The following is a 19,748-nucleotide window of genomic DNA, read 5'->3' as shown; positions in this document are numbered from 1 at the left end:
TCCTTATAATGACGCACCGTAGGTCATATTAGGTGCGGTAATCTCCTTTAAACTGGCGCTATCAAAAACGGACTCACCCGACATGTAACCCACTTTTAATAGCAGGGGCGGCGAGAACATGGCCGCGTAATAACAGCAATATTCCACGCCTAAACTGCCCACACGCATAAACAGTTTGTTATTCGTCATCACTTCAAAACGGTAGCGGCGGCAAGTGCGGCCATACTGACGAATGATGCTCATCAGCAAATCAGGGTTTTCAGCGACTTGCCCGTCACTGACACGCAAAATAATCACATCCCAATCTATTGCCGGTTGTCGTTCCCGTACTTCAACATGGCCGACACCTAAACGTTCAAAGATAGCGATAAATCCCGCGACACTGCCCGCCTCTCTGGTATTAATAAACGCGTATTTCACCCGTTTGCGAAATAATGTCAGTGGTTCACCGTTAAAGCGCTGGATGTCCCGCTGATAGGCCAATATCGGCAGTAATTCCGCCGAACAAGTTTCTGCGTCCAATTGGGCTAACGGCCATGTCAACCAGCGATAAATCATTAACCAGAACTCACGCGCGGCCCAAAGCAGTTTGGCGGGTTCTCCCTTATCCATCCATGACGGCAAGGCCAGCTGCCTGAGTCGTTCCCTGAATTCAGACATTCTTCACCTCAATTATCAGTGATTGCAGCCTGGGCACACTTAAATCACTCAGAATGTCACCCAATGAAAAGGTCAGTGATTCAATCTCGGCAAATTCACGGTGTATTTCTTGTCCCAGGTTGGAAAAGGAAAATCGGGCATACGGCCAGGTTTTTTTCACGTGATATTCCCTATTTTCCCGAAAGGCGCAGCGGATCAGGTTCTCAACATCCGTTTTTAATGTTGTTGCCTGTTCCTGGCTGTAGTTCGCCAAATTTGCCACAAACAGCGTGACCGATAATTCATGATGCGTTTCGGGCATCGGCAGACACTGCATATCATCCCCATGCCCATGATGCCCCTGATGGGTGATGTAATCGTTCACCGCCTCAATAAAGGGCTGGCTGATGACCCCGGAATCCAGCAACAAATAGGCGTTTGCGGTGCCGGCGCCACGAGGCGCATCATGCAGGAAAAAAATGCGATCAATGCTCAAACCTGCCACAGCGGCAATCATACCGCGGTAAACTGCATCTGTATGATAGTTGCCCACCCAGTTATATTGGTTCCGACAACGGTCACGCAAATCATCATCGGATTCGGCATCTGAACCGGGCGTCAATAGCTAACCCTCTTCATTCTGTACTCGCTCAATGCCCGACACTGCCACGGGCAGGAGACGAAAATAACCGGGGGCAAGGTTGAAAGCACCGCCTGCGGCTTCTGCTTTGACAGGCAATAAGGCACTGGACACATTGTCGGCCATCACTACGCTTTCCGTGGTGCTGACGCGATAGATTTCGCCATTAATGCGTTCAGTCTGGATCACCGTTCCGGCGGGCACGGTCACTGTTGATGCACCTGCGGTTTTATAGAAGCGGAGCACACCCTGCGCAGCGGATGCGGGTTTACGTTTCAGGTTGACGCCCCACGCAAACATATCCAACCATGTGCCGGATGCAGTCGCCAAATACATATTTTTTAAGGTGACATTGATTAACGCCGCTTTCAGCCATAGCACAGGGCGCGTTACTATGGTGTTAATCAGCCGCCAAAACGGGGACATCCGCGAGGTATTGGTCACCAACCCGGCTTCATCGACCACTTTAGCGAATGCCATGCTGATGTCGGTTTCCGTGGTTGGCATCCCGCTATCACGTAAGACCTTTTCATAATCAATCGTCGGTTTCGTTTCCACTGCTCACACTCACGTTAATACGGCCAAAATCATAAGTTTCAGCAGTTATCCATAACTTAATGGGTGATTCTTCATTAATGATGACGGTTCCCGGAATAATCCGCTCATCGTCTTCGACCAGTATGCCTATCTGTGTGTGAATGTCTGCCCGTAGTGTTGGGCTGCGTTCGGCGATAAGTTTCGTTGCCAAGCCACTTTCAAGAATGGCATGTACACAATCCTGACCGATGGAAATACGGTTATGACAGAAACGTGGCTCATTCCCTAAATTGAGTGTGAAATTGCGCTCACTAATGAATAAATCAATATATTTCGGCTCATCCATATGCCACTTGTTCCCATTCCGTTAATTGCTCCGGTGTCATGCCGTTGGAAATATTCAACGTCACAGTTTCAATTCGACGACTGTTATCATTGATGGTCTGTGAATGGGTTGTTATTTCCTTGAGCAGACCATTTTTAGTCATGCCCTGTTTTCTCCCCCCTGTTAATATCTCCTGCGTTTCAGGGGGGTTAACCCATTTACTTGGCGAAATCCTTTGAGGCAGTCTCTGTAATATCTCACTGGGTTGAGAAATAATTTTCGGGTTATTTCCATCAATACCCATTTCAGGGATCTTCACTTTTCCCACAGGTTCGATGACGGTTTTCTCAATAGCCTGGGTTTCAATATTGATACCGGGAATATTATTTAATTTATCGATAATCCAATGGTAGCTGTCGGAAAAGGAGTTCATCAGCCAATCCCATAAGCCGCCGAAAATATTACCGATACTCTCCACAATGCCCGCAAAGGTATCCGCTAATGAAAAGCGGCTAAACCCGTTACACAGGTTATTCCAGCCCTCGGCGATCCCGCCCCAAACCGCACTGAATATCCCGCCAACCCATTTCACATACGCCGCCACCATCCTAAAGGCAGTTGTGTTCATCAGGGCCGCTTTGATGGCATCCCAATGCCTGATAAGCAGATAAATGCCAACAGCCAGCAATGCGATAACGGTAATAATCAGCAAGATCGGCCAGGTCATGAAGCTGAATGAAATACCCGCTAAAAAGGCTGCAATCCTGACAGCCCGCAATACCCCGTGTAACACGCGTAATGTGGTGTTCCATGCAATAATAGCCGCGTTATAGAGCCACACCACCGCCGCTCCCAGTTTCATAACGAACGTACAGGCCGCCCAAATCCCCTTAAGGCCAATCCAGATAAATTTAGATACTCCCATGACGAGATTGGCGGCAGCCCCCGCAGCGGCAAAACTCAGAATACTGAGAGTGATATAACCGACCCAGCGGGCGATATTAGGAAACAGTTTCAGCCAGCGCACCAATAATTGACCGGCATTGGCAAGCCTATTGACCAGTAAAGAGATAACCGGGAGCAATGTTGAACCTACGGCAATGCGGATATTCTGCCAAATAGCGTGTAACCGCGCCCACGGGTTCGCCATCCGCTCGGCCATTTCGCGAGCACGTTTCAGGCCATCATTGGCCCCTAACGCCGAAATATTCTTACGCAGCATATCCACATTGCTTCACAGTCACATGCAAAAAAGCTAATCCCCATGATTAAGGATAAACCTACCCCAAAAAAAACCGATATAGAATTTTACGAGGAGATTTGGCGAGAGAGGATTTTAATACCACAAAAAACTCTTGACGCAATGGAATTTAAAATAACGTTAACAAAAACGAAATGAGCAAACTTGAAAAAGAAGAAATCAAAGAGAAACTTGAAAATGTAATTAACGGTAGAGATATCCACAATGCAATTTACATATATACAGACAGAAAAGTGAACAACATAAGAAGGCTAGCAGCCGGTATCGGCGTAATACTACTTCTAAGAAAAACAGTTCATGATGATGCTTTTTTTGACATTAAAAAAGCTATCCTAGTTCCAGTAATTCAATTGATTTCATACAGAATGGATACCGTACTGAAGGATCATGCTGTAAATACTACTTTCTCGCATATTTGCTGGATTCCGATCTGCTACATAAATAGTAAAGCAGTAATGATACCTGTGATTAGGAAATGCGATATTTCATTAATGAATAAGGCAGAAGGAGAAATCGTTATAATCAACCCATTTAGCGATTGAATTAATAAAAAAGAATATTAGTAAACAGATAATACACAGGTCGGCATGATGTTATACGACTGAATAGTTGAAGTGAGGTTTAACGTTGATAAGTAAGCCTGCAGTCTGAAGAAGGTAGCAATAATTAATAACTGACACTGGAGTTATGTAGTATGACCCATTTTCTTTATCATCAATGCAAGGATTCAAGAGAAGCCGAGGAATTCAGAGACAAAGCTGAGGTTACAGAAATCCGCAGGACTTTATTGATAAGTTCTGGAAAAACAATTATCGATAGTCAGCTATCCCCTGATACTTCAGATGTTTTGAAGCAACTGATCAATCGAGACATGAGCAAAGGGGATGACCTAGTTATTTTAGATCTTAACAGTTTGGGAAGGAACTCAGGAATGATTCAGGAGAACATAATCCGTTGTGCGAAGAAGTCCATATGCATACACTGTTACTTTCCTCAAAAGAAGCTAACACCGACGGCTGATGGATATATTTTTACGTTACCACTTCCTAAGATTCAAAATGAATGCAGAAGGATGAACCTGGCTGCTTTGAAGACAAGGAATATCACTAACCCCTTAGGAAGGAAAGAGGGTAGTAAATACCGAATAAAAATCGAGGCAGCTAAGCGCAGTGGGCTAACTCAATCGCAAACAGCCAAAAAACTGGAGATCAGTTTATCGACAGTTAAACGTCACTGGAGCAACGGAATTATCGGTTAACATTTCATGTCCAAGTACAACCTGTAATTACTGCCATCCCAGATGGCTATATAATCCACCCAGAATAAGGATAACTTCAGAGTAATTTTATTAAATATCAATAAGGTCAAATAAAACGCCAATACAAGGTATATTGTACCTTCTACTCGAATTATTGATGCACGGTCGTTACCTCATGCCCCGGTATATGTAATATATATTACAGTTCCATTGAGGGTGTGTCTCAGTAAAACACTGAATGCGGGTGCATCTTGTCATGCGGGTAGCGATTGCGCTACCCATTACCAGACAGTAAAGATAAAAATATAGCTAATGGTATATTATGAAATCACCTTATGAATTAACCGAGAAAGAATTTGAATTACGACTAAAAACAGCAGAGAGGAAATACGATTCACCTATAGAGCGTTATATTCTCCGTAAATCTCTTTCTGTGGTATATAACATCCTTGAACACCATAATCGTATATTTGCTTTCCGTGCAGACCTAAGGTTTGCTGAGGATCACGTACCTGACGACCCTGACTCTCCTATTTGTTGGCAGCAGGTAGATCCGCAGGCAATAACTCGCTGCATCGAGTCGCTGAAAAGCCAGTTACGGGAGTATCACAGACGTTCGGGCAGGCCGCGGGAAAGCCTGTGTCACCAGCCTATGTCTGGGCCAGAGAGCGCGATACAAGCAAAAATCCCCACTATCACTTAATGCTGTTGTTCAACCGGAACGTTTACGGATATCTAGGAAATTATACTAATCGCAATGCAGATAATATGGCAACGAGGATGCAGAAAGCTTGGTGTAGCGCCGTGGGCCTTGATTATCCAGACGACGCGTCTTTAGCACATTTCCCAAAGAATCAGTCGTTTAAGTTTTACAGGTGCGATGCTCTGACTCGCTCCCCAGTTTATGAGGACTTCCTGTTGCGCCTGGCTTATCTGGCTAAAGAAAAAACAAAAGATGTCCACCAAGGCTACCGTAACTTTGGCACGAGCCAGTTAAAGTAGGTTACGGTGAGTATGGTGTAGGTTGTTCCGTGCAACTTGACTGTGGCCTTCTCTGCGTGGGAAGGCTCAGCCAGAACATATAAACTTTCTTTTTCAACATGCTAACCAGATCGAATTTTATACCGATTATTTGTTTTAGGGAAGTGAGTTTATCTAAATATTTAATAACTACACAATCTCCTAAAATTATCAGAAAGCTGAGCTTTAACATCCATCGAGCTCATACCCCATAATGTGGCTAACTGTGCCTCTGCAATCTCACCGTCCCATGGCATTAGTGGATCATTACGAAACTTACCAAATGGCCCATCGGTTTCTGTAAGAATGCGTGATTTGGGAATTTTCAAAGCTAAGGCCTTCCCCTTTATTGTATCAAGCATAGCAGGCCCCACGGAGAACCAACACCCTAAATCGATTGCTCTTTCAAGCTGCTTAGGGGTCCCAGTGAACCAATGTAATATTGCTACCCCATCAATATTTTCGATCTCATAAAGGGTAGCTGACGCACTTCCCCGGCTATGAATAGTCATAATCTTGCCTCCAGCACGATTCACGCTATTGAGTATGTGTCGAAATACCTTCAGCTGAACGTCCCAATGCTCTTTAAATCCCTTACCACCATCAAGCCCTATTTCGCCAACATACCTAGTTTCCGAAAGCAGTGAATCAAACAGCTCTAACTCATGCGATCTTTGATGTGCAATTTGGGGATGGAGCCCAAGAGCAGTTCGGATTCGTCGGCTTCCTTTAGCTAGTAAAGAGGTCCCATGCCATGCTCTGGGTGTCGTTGTTACCGACAGTATATAAGTCCCTCGACACCTGCATTCCTCAGCCACTTGTTCTGGCTGAGGATATAAGTCAAGATGACAGTGCATGTCGATGCTCACACAATGCCCTCACTCAGTAAGTAGTTTTCGACCTCATTTAGGCCATCCATAAACACCTGCTTAAAATTATTGAATGCTGCTACAGGCAAGGGACCGCTCTTGGCGACCCATGTTCCTATTTTCACAGTCGATTTCTGTGCGATTGCAATCCTAAGAGCGATAAGATCATCCCTGCGATCAATTTCATTCATTACTTTAGCCAGAGACTGGAAAGTGTAATCAGCGTCTCTATTAATTCCCCCTGCATGAAGCGATGCCCGTCGAATGATGCACGGTACACATACCCCACACTGCTGATCCGTTCGTTTCCAATGACTGCAAGATACCGTACTTTCCACAACTTCAGATAGGAGTTGCTTATTCAAGCATTGATAAGCCATTTGCCCCTTTGTTTTGAACTGATATGGGTTGATTATTTGGCAAGGAATTCCGACCGCATCAAATAGCTGTTGTATGCTGGCAATAAAATGTGGATGTGTTGTTCGTGTACTCAGCGTACCTATCCGGCGTGGGGTTAGTGGCGCATTTAACGAGATAAACCCATTTTCAGGTACAAATAGATCGATCTTTTTTTGTTGAGATATTTCTTGTACAGCACAAGCGCCTACAGCCGCAAAAGCAAGAAAATTGAGGCTCCGCGTTCGCATCGTAATGTCAGTCGCACCTTGATATAGATGCGGATCAGCATTAATTTCAAACCGCGAGTATCGACCATTCAATCTTTCAGCAATTTGATCTTGGCGTGACTTATCTCCTTTATAAGCATGACTAACCAAAAGCGGAGCACGCCCTAGTGTCAAAAGATCTATTGCGCCAATAGCCGAATCCAATCCGCCCGAAAATAAGCTGACGCAATCAAGCTCTTTGAGCTTAATCAGATGAAACCTTGAATGTTGACTATACGGTTCTGGCGGTGCATAACCACCGTTACAAAATTCGAAATCCCAGATGTCTCCACTAAGGAAATGCAAAGCGCTTTCAAGCTCCTTCTTTAGAGCAATCCATCGAGATGGCTCATGAAGGGGAAGTCGTAGCGAGAATTGACGAGTCCAACCATCCTCAGAGCTTTCACGCTGAATAAAGGTATCGGCAGCTGTTACCGCTAGTGCGATGCTTAGAAAATCCATGACCTGAGCTGGAATTTGGATACCCAAACGCTTAATTCGATCAATCGCAGGATTCCCGATAATAGATATATCACCCCGTCCCTGCCCGCTTAATCCATAAAGCTGTACGGGCAACACGTTATCACCTGCAGGCGGTAAGAGACGATGATCATGATGGAAAACTAATTGTGTCATTGGTAGGCCTCCCATTCTTGCCAAGCCTCAATGATTGCCTGACGCTCAATTTGAACCATTTGATTTTTCGAAAAAGTTCTGATGTTATTGACAAGTTTTGGGGCCATATGCTTATCAACAACAACTTTGATCAATTCTCGAAGTTCAGTTTCTGCATGGATGGCTTTTGAAGGAGTGTCTGCTTTATTCCATGCCTTGTTAGAATCCATGACCATTTGAAGAAAAATGCTTTCAGCTAAATAACCAATCATTGTATCAACGATCACACCATCAGTTATTTTTTGGGGATCGAAAATTGCTACACCATCGAGAGCTTCCACTAAGGCATGATTCATGGCTGCACAAATCTTCTCTGAGTCACCATCCTGTGATGTTAAAGCTTGAGCAATAGCTGATATTGCTATTTCGCATGGAAGGCCAGCTAAACTACCCAAATCGATGCTTGGTTCTCCGGGTGCCGCAGGCATTCCCGCCAAAGCCCCAAATAATCCGCCCCCTGCTTGTGTGACACTCCCTAATCGTCGAGCTGCACTACTGCTTCCCCCAGAGGCTTTTCGCGCGTAGTGCCCTATAGCCTTCCTGAAATCTGCTCTATTACCGTTTGAAACCGCATTTCCCAAAGATTCTCGGAATGGTGCAAACCTTCTGTCTTGTGGCGAGGGTAACGGTTGCTGTGGCTGGTCATCAGCCCAAGGTGGAACGAGTGGAGAACCACCTCCTGGACCTGTACTTGATTGTGAAGTTCCCATTAAGCGTCCTTATTCCATTGCTCATCTTTTAGTGCTGCAGTCATCCACGCTGGCCGTTTCATCCCCAGCTGCAACTCCTGCAAATAACGAATTAATATACTGGCCACATCTGCCGAGTGGCGGGCTAAGAGGCATGCACCGGAAAACCCTTTAGGTTTACGAGCCCAATCTGACACTTGCCTTAACTGGCTAATTAAACCTTCCATTACAGGCACTTGCTCTTCACGAGGAAGCGTTTTCAAAAGGTCTTCTGCTGTAGGAGAACTGGTGTTTTTCAATTCAATAAGTGCATTTAGTGCTTCCCGTCCAGATGGCGATAAACCAACCACATATGCGCCTATTGGCATAGTCTCTCGGGACAGATATATGGCGGCTCTCAAGTCGATTCCGCCAAGGCGAGGATCAAGTTGAGCCCATTGGCTGATGAAAGCTTTGGTCGTTGGATTATCAGTCCATGTCTTTGGCGCTTCCGAAGGTATTTGACCGTTAGCATCCTCAAGCTGGTTTAGTAGCTGGGGCATACCTTGTTCAATATCTACGAGGTGATATAAATCAGCAGTACCATCTACTCCGACACATCGTTCAAAGATTACTAACTTAGTGATAATTGCTTCATCCAAAGGCATCGCTCGTCGCTTCGCAATTTGAGAACGCATTTTCACAACATTCAACAAGCGCTTAACGATCCTAGGATTACCATGGATAATCGGAGAGTTGGCTAATACAGGAGCAATACGGTCCGCACGTGCAAATGCCAAAGCGAGATTACTATCCTCAGATTCACCAGTCATTTTCAGGGCGTCCTGGCGTGCGATTGGTTCATCTTTCCAGGAATGCTGTAATGCCCTTTCTAAACCATCACGGAGCGTGGTAAGTTTTTCGCCTTTTAAGCCATGCTCAATAGCATAAAGCATGAACAGATATGAACGAATCTCACGCACCCCAGCTTTTGGCACCCGAATAGGAACTTGGATGAGCTTATCGAGATAGTCTATTTGATGACGCTGTGATGCCCCCTTGAAGTAATCAGACACAGAAGAACGAATCATGTCCTCATCTGCTGCAATGATAAAGGCAGTATTAGTTAAGAAAAGGAATAACCTGATAGCTTCAAGCGTATGAATGGCATTGGCAGGTAGGCAGCGATCAAGGTTATCTATTACCACTATCAGTGGCTTACCAAGCTCTTCTAAAATTTCCCCATATTCCTTACGAAAAGCGTCAATCTGCTGAGGAGGGCTTTTTTTGGCCCCTGGTTTAATCAAACCGCCAGCCGTTTCTTTACCTTCTTTAGCCAGATTGCCCAAAGCCTCATACTCTTCTTGGCTCTGTATGCCATCAATAGCATTTCTTAATGCACCAATGCTTCTGGAAAGCAAGCCGCCAGTAGGAACTCCTGCAAATAAAGCTGCACCTTCAGCCAGTAGGCCCATGGATCTAAACCCATCAACCCGGCTTAGGAGTTTCTTCGTTTTTGAGATAAGGGTAGCATTTCCTTCTGCAGCTTTTGTCAACGCTGTAGCGATGACTTCAAGAAGCGCAGCTCGAGCGTCGTCATAACCCTGATAGAGCCAGGAGTCAAAGTTGATAACAATCCAATCTTTGTTATCTTGCTCAAGTTTTTGCTCTATCAATTTCAAAAGTGAAGATTTGCCAGCCCCCCAATTACCAAAAATTCCTATTGATACTGGTAACATGCCTTCGGTGGTGAGCACATCTACCGCTAGCTGAGATACTTCCCCAAAATTCAGATAATCTTCTGATGATTCCTTGTCTGACCACATCTGCTTATCCTTTATTTCTCTCGACTGATGGATGTTCCAAATCATCCAAGGCAAGGTCTATTCAAGATATCTGTTACGGTTCTCAGTTTGTTAAGATTTACGGTTCAATTCATTGATTTTATTTTCAATTGCCGGGTAAGAAACATGTCCAATGATTGCACAAATCAGCCGGTAGTCGGTAACGTAGAAGATCTCATGGTCATCGGTACTTTGCTCACCGATAAAGAAAACCTGAGCTCTGTCTTTTAGCTTTTTCTTCCCCGCATCCTTCGCTTCTTCCTGAGCGGCGTCCAGCTCGTTTCGAAGCGCTGTGCGTTTAGCCTGGGACCAGTTGGCCCATTCCACGTGGAGTTTGTAACTCCGAGAGGGTTTAAGTTTCCCAGATTCATCTTTAGCCCATTCTCCCGACAGCGGAATGATAATCCGATTCTCGTCTTGCTCAAATTTCTGCCACAACAACTGTGAGTAGAAAACTCGCCGATCTGGATAGGACTGAATCGGATCTTTAAGTTTTTTAAAGACGGTCATGTAAGTATCGGCATCAATACCCGGTATGTTTAGTGACATACCACGATCATAAGGGAAGTGAATAAACGCTCTACAAATCTGGCGAATAGCGCTAACCGGACGGCGCGATTGCCGTGTTGGGGCATTGCCTTCACTAGATGTTGACGATGCAGAATACGTAGAGCTGGAATTGTTTTCACCGCCAGTTGCGTCAGGATCAACAACTGGGCGTTTTTCAATCAACTTTAACCCTGCAGGCATCAAACCTAGTGCGCTGTCCAACAGATGGCGGACGCTTTTCTTCTGGCCCTGTTTAACGACAGTGCTTTCAGCATCAGCATCGCAGTTAATGTGTTCTTTTCCAGGCATTTTATTAAACGAAGGTCTTTTCTTACTGCCTTTTTGCCAGGCGGAAGGATACATTTCGATTCCGCATCCCCAGCAGACATAACCGCTGGTATCAACGATATCCAGCAACCAGAGTTCTTCAGCATCGACTTTTTTTCCGGTGCGTTTATCACGAGCAGATTCCATACTTTTCTCCTTAAATGAATAGCCTTCGAGTTTTCTTAAGTGAGAGCCCCGCAGCCCTGCTTTATCAGTCGGCACAATTCTATTAGGTGATCTGCATCTCAGATGCCGTCACCCCTTCAGGTGTTGGGACGAGTGACCACAGCCGCGCATGAATGCCGTCATTTTGCAATTTACGCATGAAATAACGGGCCTGTAGGGCATCATGCGTCGCAATTACAACCTGGAAGCCATGATCAACTATGTAATCACGTAGTAAATCGAATACGGAAGCAGCGTGAACCAAGTCATGGTGCTGTGTCGGATCATCCAGAAGCAGGCAGCGCCATGAGGACCACTGATGTTCCAATGCCATGGAGAGCAAGAAGGTAAGCTGTAAATCAGTCAGCTGAGCTTCGCTCGCTATCGCCGGAACCGGCACTGACGCCCCATGTAACGACACAGATACTTCAGCATGTTCCTTTCTATAAATACTGCGAAAACCCAGACTGGTGCCAGTAAAGCGTGGTTCTCTGACTACGCGTTTGAGCAGAGCCTGCCACCTTGGAACGACAGAAAGCACATGTTTTTGTACATTCGAGATTTCTGCAGACAGGCGACGATTGAGTGTCTTCATCGCTTCAGATAATTGCTGCAACTGTATCTGACCTGATATTTCGCTATCAATTCGCTGGCTAAGACTGGCAGCGAATTCCTCCTCCGTTGATGTTCCTCGGCGACGATCTATAAGCCCTTGTGCCAGACGAGTCTGTTCCAGCTTGCTCCAGGCCCCAATCTCAATTTTGAGTGTTTGTAACTGTTCTGAATTTCGGGTTAGGTCAGCAACGGATGACTGCAGTTGAATCTCTTTACTGCTCGCCACTTCGGCTGCGGGATCACCGGAGAAGGACAGTTGTCTCCATGAATATCGGATTGAGGCCAACTGAGCCTGAGCGTCAGTGATCTGCTTTTCGAGGCCACTTACCTTATTATTAGCTTCAGTTAAAAGGATATTTTGTCTATCCAGCGCAGACTGCTCAGCCTCAATTTTCGATTTTAATTCAGATAGTTGAATCGTATTTTTATTTTGCTCAGTAGATAAATCAGCCAGCGTTTTTGAAGGGAGTGCATCTGCTGTTATTGCGGCTAGTACAGCAGTTGTTTGCTCAAAACTTGCCAGGGCTCCGGTCCGATTCTGCCGCGCAGCGTCCAGTTCGCGGGTCGCCGTTTGGTACGCGTTTTTAGACGCTTCCAGTATTTCAGGTGTCGGTAAAGGGGCAAGGTTAAGCTGTTTTTCGTCAAGCAGCTGCTTCGCTGAAGCATTTGATTCTTCACGACGTTGGATAGATGCTTTCGCAAGTTGTACCGTATCACCTTCAAGAAGGATGTTTGTTTTCAGTTGATTGATATCAGCTACCGAGCGAACATGATCGCCTTGTAGTTCAACGATTTTACTCTGGCACGCTTTCAAATCTGTTTCGGCATGCATCACTGCTTCTATGCATTTACGTAAGTGATCGGATGCTGCTTTGACACGTTGTTCGACTTCAATAACTTTGGGATCAATAGTCTCTAATGATTTGGCAATTCGTTCATGTAGGACAGCAGCGCCGTGTTCCACTCCACATAAGGGACAGTCCCCGCGATCGTCTGGCAAATGCGCGGCAATAGAGGCTAAGGATTGCCTTATTGAGTCAGAAGTAGAGGTGAGCGTCTCATGAAGCTGCTTCATTGACAACTCATCTGCTTCAGCAGATGCCTTTAACGAGTTCGCGGAATGAAGACGCTCCCGAAGGACATGCTCCTGAATTTCCTCATTGCTAATCGACTCGGTAATGGTCGCAATATGTTGAAGAATCTCTTCCCAACGCTTTATAAGTTGATGTGAGGTAAGAAGCTCACTATCGACAAGCTGCAGAGCCTTGCGCTGTTTACTGATAAGTTCGTGTTCCATGCGGAGCTGTTCGTTCCCCTCATGTACGCGCCGGAAGGTTGATAACAAAGACTCAGCGTCGGTCAACGTTTTGTCAGCTGACGCCAGGTCATGCTTGCGTTGTTCGAGAGTTTCTTTGGTTCGCACCTCACTATTAAGCCGGTTAAGCTGCTGCGTAATTACATCACGCTCGGCTTCAGCTGTGACGAGCTCCTTCTGGAGTTTATCTTTTTTATCAGCAATCTGAGATCGTTCCTGCTGTTTTTGTGTCAGCTCGCCTTTGGCAGTTATAAGCGTATTGCCAAGCTGCTCAGAACGAGCTTGCTCAGAAACGAACCGGCCAATCAGTCCATCCACTTCCACAAGCGCTGCAATCTGTTCGCGAAGCCCGTTCAGCTTGGCTTGTACTGTCTGCTCTAATGCATCGTGCATTGTTTCCAGACTGCTGATACCCACTGGCGGTACAAGTAAACCTGCTGGCAATTGTTCTACGCTCTGAGTATTACGAGCAATGTCTGAGATTGATTTTGCGATGTTTTCTTTGCTGCGTAGGGCACCCTGAGATTGTGACGCGGCCAGATCCCGCTCAAGAATCAGGCTTTGCCATTCCCTAAACTCGGCTTCAAGCGCCTCAAGGGCTCCCCCCGCTTGCTTCAGCTTCTCAGTGAGGACCCGGCGAATGCTGCCAAGTGCATTACTGACCAGGGCTCCATCTTTGCCGATTGGCAAGCGGGCCAGCTGAGCGCCCGCGACTTTGGCATCCGCTTTTACCAGCCATTCTCCCTCGCGCTGATCCAATAAGTGGGTAAGTCTCAGCAAAAAAGGGATGTCCTCGGAATTCGTGTCTGGAAAAAGAGAGCTTAAATCCCCCGTCCTTTCGACGTCACCTCCATTGCTCACCTGTGCAGAGGCATGTACATCACCGAAATCCAGGATCACTTTAGCCACTGTCTGACTGTCCCGAATAATGGGTGAGAGATTCTCGCCGAGACGCGAAATATTACCCGTGAGACTGAATTCGATCGCTTCGAAGAAGGCCGTTTTCCCGGTACCATTAGGGGCTAGTAGAATTGTTGCACCGTCACTGAGCTCAATTTTGGTGTCGGCACCATATCGACGGATGTTTGAGAGCGTAATAGATTTAAGTTGTTTCATTGGAAATCCTTCTCTCCAAACGTCATATCCTTCAGGAGGTTAACAATTTCATCGCCAGATTTTTCAGAGAGTAGTAATTCACGCCATGTTTCAAGGTGAGGTTCTACCCAAGTATGCGCTTGACACATCGAGCTCAGAGACGCTAGCAGAGGATCGCTGATATCATTACCTCCTCTCGCGGGTGTTAAAGACGCCAGAAAACTCCGATCAAGGAAGGAGTCGATATCTTCCTGCTCTCTGAGTACCACCTTCCTGCAGAATCGATCGTCCGTTTCGAAACGGGCGGCATCTTCTGACTCAATTCCGTCGATGAGCATGAACATGTAAAGGTCTGCCGTCTGAGGCTCTGCAAGTTGATCCCGAATATCAGCGGCCCACCTGAAAGCACTCTGGATATTATCCAAGTTACTTGGGAAGGCCGTGATCAACACTGTCCGCCATCCGGCATTTTCCCGATTAATACGTTTGAGCTGTATTGCAGTAATGCCGATATCAATTGAAGGTGAAACCATTTCGTCCGCATTTGGCAAATGAACTTCGTAGCGGCCTTCTGCACGCTTAGTTATAGCGGTAACGAGTTCTTGGATTGTCGGCATTTCAGGCTCCTTTCGTATTCTTCTCAATGGCCGATTCACGAGCGAGCTTCCGATCTTGCCATTGCTTAGTGAAGTATTGGCGTACGGAGTCAAGCGTCCCATTTTTTAGATGACGAAACATACCTGACCGAGTGACGAGCAGGTGCGGTTGACGCTCCGCTGCCATACTGGTCACAGTCTCGGCGTCGTCAGCCATTCCTATATTTAATAATTCTGATGGGGATGCTCTCACACCCGACAAGATAACGATGGGGTCCGGATCAGGGCCGATAACGGCTATTAACGGATCGTCAGAAAGCGCACGTACTCCTGAAAAACCACCGGCAGGGCCAGACCAGTACTGAAGAGCAATACTCAACACTGGGCCGCCTTCCTCAAAAGATTCCCAGTTATTGCTGCCTTCTGGGAAAGCCACTGCAACCAGTAATAAGGTTTCAACAGCAGTAACGAGAAGATTTAAAGTACGAAGACCTAGGCGAAGCGCATGCTTTTCATTTTTTCTCTCAGTTTTCGGATACAGAAGCTGAACCATGAATTTTCGGCGGCTTTCAGGTGCAGCAGCGAACCCGATCAGCCATGACTGCCAGACAGTTTCCATCGCATCCGCTAGTGCCGAATCTGAGATTGAGCATAGCTTTGATGAAACCTCCTGAAGAAGGCGTTGCCACAGTACATCGTCCATAGCTTCAGCCAGCGCTTCCGCCTCTCCTCTAACTGCACTTAGCGTCTTAAATTCATGATCCTGTGTGCACGCTAGGCGTTCGGAATTTTCAAGCCAGGGCAGGTTACTAAAGTCATGTTCTGCACAGCCAAGCGTGTGGCCGATTTCATGACCAACGCTACTGCGCCATACTGGTTCGCCTAACATCAGCCCCTGACTGCCCAGAGGTAAATGCAAAGCCATACGCACAATGGCCGAGGCAAGAGTCAGATTATCCCCCGTTGGGGGGGAGTAATTGGCATACACTCTGAGCTTTCGGTTGCCGGGCTCATTACTCCACATGTGCTCAACGACTCCTTTTGCGGACCTAGACGTTGGACTGGCAAGATCAAGCGTTCCGGCTAATGACCACGATTTTCTGGCCACTGTCGAACCGTCGCTTAACTGATACTGTGCCCAGGTTTCAACATCAGGGCGCAGTTCACTTCGCAGTTCCTGGACGACGTCATAGCATCCCAAGGCTGATACGTCAGATGTCTCTGTCGCGATGTAGGTAATTAAGCGGTCCAATGTACGTTTCGGATCACTGAAGTAGCGGCCAAGAGATTGAATTGTTAGATCTTTTAATGTCGCATCGTTACCGATACAAATGATATGAACCCGGCGAAGAACATTTCGTATCTGGTTCCAGTCTTCGAATCCACACCAAGTCGTTAACCATAAATAAGCCCTCGTGGTTGGGCCATCCTGACGCCTGGCTAATTCCTCTATGCTGAGTCCTTTTTGGCGGCAAAGATCACATACTTCTTCTAAATGATTGACTGAAAAATTATCTTTTATTAGCAGATGCAGTCCCACGAGAGTGAGTTTGAACTCACGGTCGGGAGATTCGTCAAGTTTTCCCGCTTTCGCGGTTCTGGCAAGACTGGAAAATGCCGAGTCTAAAACGGAATTAGCCGGGGAGGTAGTTGAGGTACCCTTTCTGGGTTTTTTAGCGAGTTGTATGGCTTTATCAGGATCTTTGGTACAAAAGTCAGTTGACTGGCGCTTAATCTGTAAATGCTCATAGTGGTCTGTTGTGTGCATGATTACCACATCGTCCCACTCGTCAATGCCACCTTGTTCAGCACCAATCGCCAGAGGTGCCAGCCTTCCGCTTAAGAATTTCTCAAGCATGTCTGCCAGACGCTGAGCAATCACCAGCTTTTCATAATCAGACTTCCGCTCTAACCGGAACCTTCTAAGCATTCAGATTTTCCTTATTGCATTTCTGTTCTGAACAAACTTCAGCCATGCTAACTGAATTGCTAGTATTTTTATAGTGAGTTTGACTCCAATCCTGAAGTAGGAAACAAACGTTTTATTCTAAATCTTTGTGGCCTACCGCTCTGATAAGTGCTGCATATCTGCATAGTTATGCAATTGAGTTAATATCGACGTGCCTAGGATAGATGTCAGGACTAGATGCCGCCGTAGCTTCGTCTATTCTTGGCACAAAATAGAACACCGAGACCCCGGTGAGACATAACTTATTCAAATTATATTCAACAGCGATGCGCCACATTTTATCCAAAATCGAACATCCCACCGACCTCACTTATCGTACATTCCAAATAAATTTAGATAGATATCATCTCAGTGAGTCCCCCCGCATCCTCACCGGATTGCGGGGATTTTTATTTTCACGCTGAGATCTCTGTATGACCAAATCTGACGGCCTTCAGGCCATTGAGAAGCCGCTGGCTTCACTTCCTGCCACTGTTCGAAATCTTATCCTCGACCGCTTTCACAAACTCACCAGATACGAACCCGTTATTGGCATCATGGGGAAAACGGGAGCGGGTAAAAGCTGTCTCTGTAACGCGCTATTTGCAGGAAAAGTTACACCGGTAAGTGATGTCACCGCCTGTACCCGAGAGGCGCTAAGTTTTCGTCTATATAGCGGCGAACACAGTCTGGTATTGGTCGATTTGCCCGGCGTTGGCGAGAGTAAAATACGCGATGAGGAGTACGAAGCTTTGTATCGCAATATTCTTCCTGAGCTGGATCTGATCCTGTGGGTCATCAAAGCTGATGATCGCGCTTTCTCTATTGATGAGCGTTTTTACCAGCGGGTTATGGCTAACTACCAACACCGGGTGCTATTTGTCGTCAATCAGGCCGATAAAATTGAACCCAGCCATGAATGGAATGCCACCAGCAATACGCCATCATCAAGTCAGTCGGCCAATATTGATGCCCGACAGGAATCTATTCGCCAATTATTCTCGCCATTTAACCCTGTTTGCAGCGTCTCCACCTGTACGGAATGGAACCTGCCGCTGCTGGTCGAAACCATGATGAGTTGTCTACCGGATCGAGCTACCAGCCCTCTGGTAACACAACTTCGAGGGAGTTTGTGCAGTGAATCGGTAAAAAAGCAGGCGCGTGAGGATTTCGGTCGCGCGACAGGCGAAGTGTTTGATTCAGCTACGACGTCCATACCCCAGTCATTTAAAGCAGTGATTAACAGCGTCCGGGATGCAGTGGTGACGATGGCGCGTGTCGTGTGGGACTGGATTTTCTTCTGACCAGACAATCAGCGCATTACAGCAGGCCATAACCTGTCCATTATTTACATTTGCATGCTGCTGAAGATTAGCCATTTTAACGTAATGGCTCGTTGTAGCTGATTTTCCCCCGAGTAAAAAATACGCCTTTTGGTGTCCACTCCCTGTCCCACCACCTTATTAAAATAATCGTTTTATTTTCAGCCAATTATTTAGCTGGAGTACCTGTCGCATGACTCAGGCTGAACGCCGACATGACCGCCTTGCCATTCGGCTGTCATTAATTATCAGCCGTCTCGTGGCTGGCGAAACGCTGGATATGAGAACGCTGGCCACTGAGTTTGGCGTGTCAGTTCGCACCCTGCGCCGGGATTTCCGTGAACGGTTGATGTATCTGGATCTGGAATATCGCAAAGGCCGTTGCCGTCTGCTATCAGGCAGTCGCCAGCGGGAACTGGCAGTAATGACTTTTGCCCGCCAGTCGGGCGTTGAAGCACTTTTCCCTGATATGGATAACCATCTGATCAGCACGTTGGTAAGCGGCTCCGGTGAATCCCCCTGCCTTATCTGGCAGGGCGCGAGAACGATGTCATTACCTGATTCGGGCATCTTTACCCGGCTGGTAAGTGCCATCTCAGAACACAGGAAAGTAACACTGCTGGGGCAGGGATATCGCTGTAATGAACTCTCTCCCTATCGTCTCGTGCTGCGAGAAGGAGAGTGGTATCTGACCGGAGAGCATCAGGCCCGGATTGCAGTCTTTCCACTGGTCGATATCAGAGCTGTCACTCTTCATAACGGCAGCTTTGCGCCAGATGCCACTGTTCGAGGCCTTCTCACACGTCCCGAGTTTCTGCAGGCATTACCTCACTTTCGCTTCATTCATGGCGTGATATCAACGTTCAATATCGAGCCGATTTAACCTCTAAAATCAATGGATTAATTATGAAATATGTTCATCGTGCAAGTATGCTTCTACCACACCGCAAATTTTCTATCACCAGTCTTATTGCAGTTGTAACAATACTGATCACCAGCTCTGCGCAGGCTGACATTACTAACGGCTGGTCCGGATCAATAAGTGGTGGAATTCCGGCGATTACCCGTGAATCAAGCACAGGAAAACTGTTCTGGTGCAATCAGCACATGGCGTTGAAGAAAGCCTGCAGAATAGTTGATATTTCACCCAGCAAACGTGTAGCTATCGTTAATCAGCCCAAACCTGACGCTAATTGCCCCAATGGACTGTGGGGGATCGTTGGTCGCGAATCGGGTATATCACGTACTGTCGTTCCTGACGATAATAATAAAGTTTCCTTTGAAGATTACTGCCGGGGAAATTTCAGACTGGGGTTTGTTAAAACGCAGAACCCGAATGTACTCGCTAAAGTCGTTGTCTATTTCAACAACAAAGCCGTGGACTCGCTGGAATATATTGCTAAGTAAACTCCCGA

At 46.5% G+C, this 19,748-nt stretch carries 16 protein-coding genes and 2 pseudogenes; 6 read left to right on the top strand and 12 right to left on the bottom strand.

Features of this window, described 5'->3' with window-relative positions:
• Positions 1 to 3: 3 nt before the first annotated feature.
• The 4 genes and pseudogenes from EAE93_RS05905 to EAE93_RS05890 form a co-directional block, all read right to left on the bottom strand.
• Complete coding sequence (locus tag EAE93_RS05905) at positions 4 to 660, bottom strand: phage tail protein (RefSeq protein WP_036810524.1); 657 nt, start codon at positions 658 to 660, stop codon at positions 4 to 6.
• A pseudogene (locus EAE93_RS05900) lies at positions 653 to 1,837 on the bottom strand (baseplate J/gp47 family protein). Before EAE93_RS05900 ends, EAE93_RS05905 begins: the two are co-directional and overlap by 8 nt.
• A complete protein-coding gene (locus EAE93_RS05895) occupies positions 1,815 to 2,162 on the bottom strand; it encodes a DUF2590 family protein (RefSeq protein ID WP_036810529.1) in 348 nt (115 codons plus the stop codon). Before EAE93_RS05895 ends, EAE93_RS05900 begins: the two are co-directional and overlap by 23 nt.
• A complete protein-coding gene (locus tag EAE93_RS05890) occupies positions 2,155 to 3,363 on the bottom strand; it encodes a phage tail tape measure protein (protein ID WP_235319424.1) in 1,209 nt (402 codons plus the stop codon). Before EAE93_RS05890 ends, EAE93_RS05895 begins: the two co-directional genes overlap by 8 nt.
• A gap of 173 nt (positions 3,364 to 3,536) precedes the next feature.
• Between EAE93_RS05890 and EAE93_RS05885 the strand changes: the two genes are divergently transcribed.
• The 3 genes and pseudogenes from EAE93_RS05885 (at position 3,537) to EAE93_RS05875 (ending at position 5,662) form a co-directional block, all read left to right on the top strand.
• Entirely contained in the window at positions 3,537 to 3,944 is a 408-nt protein-coding gene (locus tag EAE93_RS05885) for a hypothetical protein (RefSeq protein WP_036810533.1), read from the top strand.
• A 152-nt stretch (positions 3,945 to 4,096) separates the two neighbouring features.
• Positions 4,097 to 4,660: a hypothetical protein gene (locus EAE93_RS24400; RefSeq protein ID WP_228998997.1), complete on the top strand. Its 564-nt coding sequence runs from the start codon at positions 4,097 to 4,099 to the stop codon at positions 4,658 to 4,660.
• A gap of 322 nt (positions 4,661 to 4,982) precedes the next feature.
• Positions 4,983 to 5,662: pseudogene (locus EAE93_RS05875) on the top strand (inovirus Gp2 family protein).
• A gap of 161 nt (positions 5,663 to 5,823) precedes the next feature.
• Here EAE93_RS05875 and qatD read toward each other — a convergent pair.
• From qatD to EAE93_RS05835, 8 genes are all read right to left on the bottom strand, one after another.
• The gene (qatD, locus tag EAE93_RS05870; protein WP_105397996.1) at positions 5,824 to 6,537 is read right to left on the bottom strand and encodes a Qat anti-phage system TatD family nuclease QatD; all 714 of its coding nucleotides are present in this window, start codon (positions 6,535 to 6,537) and stop codon (positions 5,824 to 5,826) included.
• Positions 6,538 to 6,545: 8 nt separating this feature from the next.
• Positions 6,546 to 7,865, bottom strand: a complete 1,320-nt coding sequence (qatC, locus tag EAE93_RS05865) for a Qat anti-phage system QueC-like protein QatC (protein WP_214039290.1) — start codon at positions 7,863 to 7,865, stop codon at positions 6,546 to 6,548.
• Positions 7,847 to 8,599: a hypothetical protein gene (locus tag EAE93_RS05860; protein WP_105397931.1), complete on the bottom strand. Its 753-nt coding sequence runs from the start codon at positions 8,597 to 8,599 to the stop codon at positions 7,847 to 7,849. The genes qatC and EAE93_RS05860 overlap by 19 nt, the downstream gene beginning before the upstream one ends.
• Positions 8,599 to 10,383 (bottom strand): KAP family P-loop NTPase fold protein, encoded by a 1,785-nt coding sequence (locus tag EAE93_RS05855; protein WP_214039289.1) that lies wholly within the window; start codon positions 10,381 to 10,383, stop codon positions 8,599 to 8,601. The genes EAE93_RS05860 and EAE93_RS05855 overlap by 1 nt, the downstream gene beginning before the upstream one ends.
• A 90-nt stretch (positions 10,384 to 10,473) precedes the next feature.
• Positions 10,474 to 11,424, bottom strand: coding sequence for a hypothetical protein (locus tag EAE93_RS05850; RefSeq protein WP_214039288.1), 951 nt, complete (start codon positions 11,422 to 11,424; stop codon positions 10,474 to 10,476).
• Between the two features lie 82 nt (positions 11,425 to 11,506).
• Positions 11,507 to 14,488: an AAA family ATPase gene (locus EAE93_RS05845; protein WP_105397928.1), complete on the bottom strand. Its 2,982-nt coding sequence runs from the start codon at positions 14,486 to 14,488 to the stop codon at positions 11,507 to 11,509.
• Positions 14,485 to 15,084, bottom strand: a complete 600-nt coding sequence (locus tag EAE93_RS05840; protein WP_105397927.1) for an ABC-three component system middle component 1 — start codon at positions 15,082 to 15,084, stop codon at positions 14,485 to 14,487. Before EAE93_RS05840 ends, EAE93_RS05845 begins: the two co-directional genes overlap by 4 nt.
• A 1-nt stretch (position 15,085) precedes the next feature.
• Positions 15,086 to 16,171, bottom strand: coding sequence for an ABC-three component system protein (locus EAE93_RS05835; RefSeq protein ID WP_214039287.1), 1,086 nt, complete (start codon positions 16,169 to 16,171; stop codon positions 15,086 to 15,088).
• A gap of 1,274 nt (positions 16,172 to 17,445) precedes the next feature.
• Here EAE93_RS05835 and EAE93_RS05830 point away from each other — a divergent pair.
• The 3 genes from EAE93_RS05830 to EAE93_RS05820 all read left to right on the top strand — a co-directional run bounded on the left by EAE93_RS05830 (position 17,446) and on the right by EAE93_RS05820 (position 19,740).
• On the top strand, positions 17,446 to 18,315 hold the full coding sequence (locus EAE93_RS05830) for a GTPase family protein (RefSeq protein WP_105397925.1): 870 nt from the start codon (positions 17,446 to 17,448) through the stop codon (positions 18,313 to 18,315).
• A gap of 211 nt (positions 18,316 to 18,526) precedes the next feature.
• Positions 18,527 to 19,216, top strand: a complete 690-nt coding sequence (locus EAE93_RS05825) for a WYL domain-containing protein (protein ID WP_214039286.1) — start codon at positions 18,527 to 18,529, stop codon at positions 19,214 to 19,216.
• 47 nt (positions 19,217 to 19,263) lie between these two features.
• The gene (locus tag EAE93_RS05820) at positions 19,264 to 19,740 is read left to right on the top strand and encodes a hypothetical protein (RefSeq protein ID WP_250150897.1); all 477 of its coding nucleotides are present in this window, start codon (positions 19,264 to 19,266) and stop codon (positions 19,738 to 19,740) included.
• Positions 19,741 to 19,748 lie beyond the last annotated feature (8 nt).

This window comes from Photorhabdus akhurstii (genome assembly GCF_018448925.1).
GTDB classification, from domain to species: Bacteria; Pseudomonadota; Gammaproteobacteria; order Enterobacterales; family Enterobacteriaceae; genus Photorhabdus; species Photorhabdus akhurstii.
This window is presented reverse-complemented; position numbering and strand designations above follow the sequence as displayed.

Bases quoted from the DNA above. Each gene is read 5' to 3' on its own strand.
- EAE93_RS05840 (WP_105397927.1), bottom strand. From the start codon at position 15,084: ATGCCGACAATCCAAGAACTCGTTACCGCTATAACTAAGCGTGCAGAA.
- EAE93_RS05850 (WP_214039288.1), bottom strand. From the start codon at position 11,424: ATGGAATCTGCTCGTGATAAACGCACCGGAAAAAAAGTCGATGCTGAA.
- qatC (WP_214039290.1), bottom strand. From the start codon at position 7,865: ATGGGAGGCCTACCAATGACACAATTAGTTTTCCATCATGATCATCGT.
- EAE93_RS05820 (WP_250150897.1), top strand. From the start codon at position 19,264: ATGCTTCTACCACACCGCAAATTTTCTATCACCAGTCTTATTGCAGTT.
- EAE93_RS05890 (WP_235319424.1), bottom strand. From the start codon at position 3,363: ATGCTGCGTAAGAATATTTCGGCGTTAGGGGCCAATGATGGCCTGAAA.
- EAE93_RS05855 (WP_214039289.1), bottom strand. From the start codon at position 10,383: ATGTGGTCAGACAAGGAATCATCAGAAGATTATCTGAATTTTGGGGAA.
- EAE93_RS05860 (WP_105397931.1), bottom strand. From the start codon at position 8,599: ATGGGAACTTCACAATCAAGTACAGGTCCAGGAGGTGGTTCTCCACTC.
- EAE93_RS05825 (WP_214039286.1), top strand. From the start codon at position 18,527: ATGACTCAGGCTGAACGCCGACATGACCGCCTTGCCATTCGGCTGTCA.
- EAE93_RS05895 (WP_036810529.1), bottom strand. From the start codon at position 2,162: ATGGATGAGCCGAAATATATTGATTTATTCATTAGTGAGCGCAATTTC.
- EAE93_RS05905 (WP_036810524.1), bottom strand. From the start codon at position 660: ATGTCTGAATTCAGGGAACGACTCAGGCAGCTGGCCTTGCCGTCATGG.
- EAE93_RS05885 (WP_036810533.1), top strand. From the start codon at position 3,537: ATGAGCAAACTTGAAAAAGAAGAAATCAAAGAGAAACTTGAAAATGTA.
- EAE93_RS05845 (WP_105397928.1), bottom strand. From the start codon at position 14,488: ATGAAACAACTTAAATCTATTACGCTCTCAAACATCCGTCGATATGGT.
- qatD (WP_105397996.1), bottom strand. From the start codon at position 6,537: ATGCACTGTCATCTTGACTTATATCCTCAGCCAGAACAAGTGGCTGAG.
- EAE93_RS05830 (WP_105397925.1), top strand. From the start codon at position 17,446: ATGACCAAATCTGACGGCCTTCAGGCCATTGAGAAGCCGCTGGCTTCA.
- EAE93_RS24400 (WP_228998997.1), top strand. From the start codon at position 4,097: ATGACCCATTTTCTTTATCATCAATGCAAGGATTCAAGAGAAGCCGAG.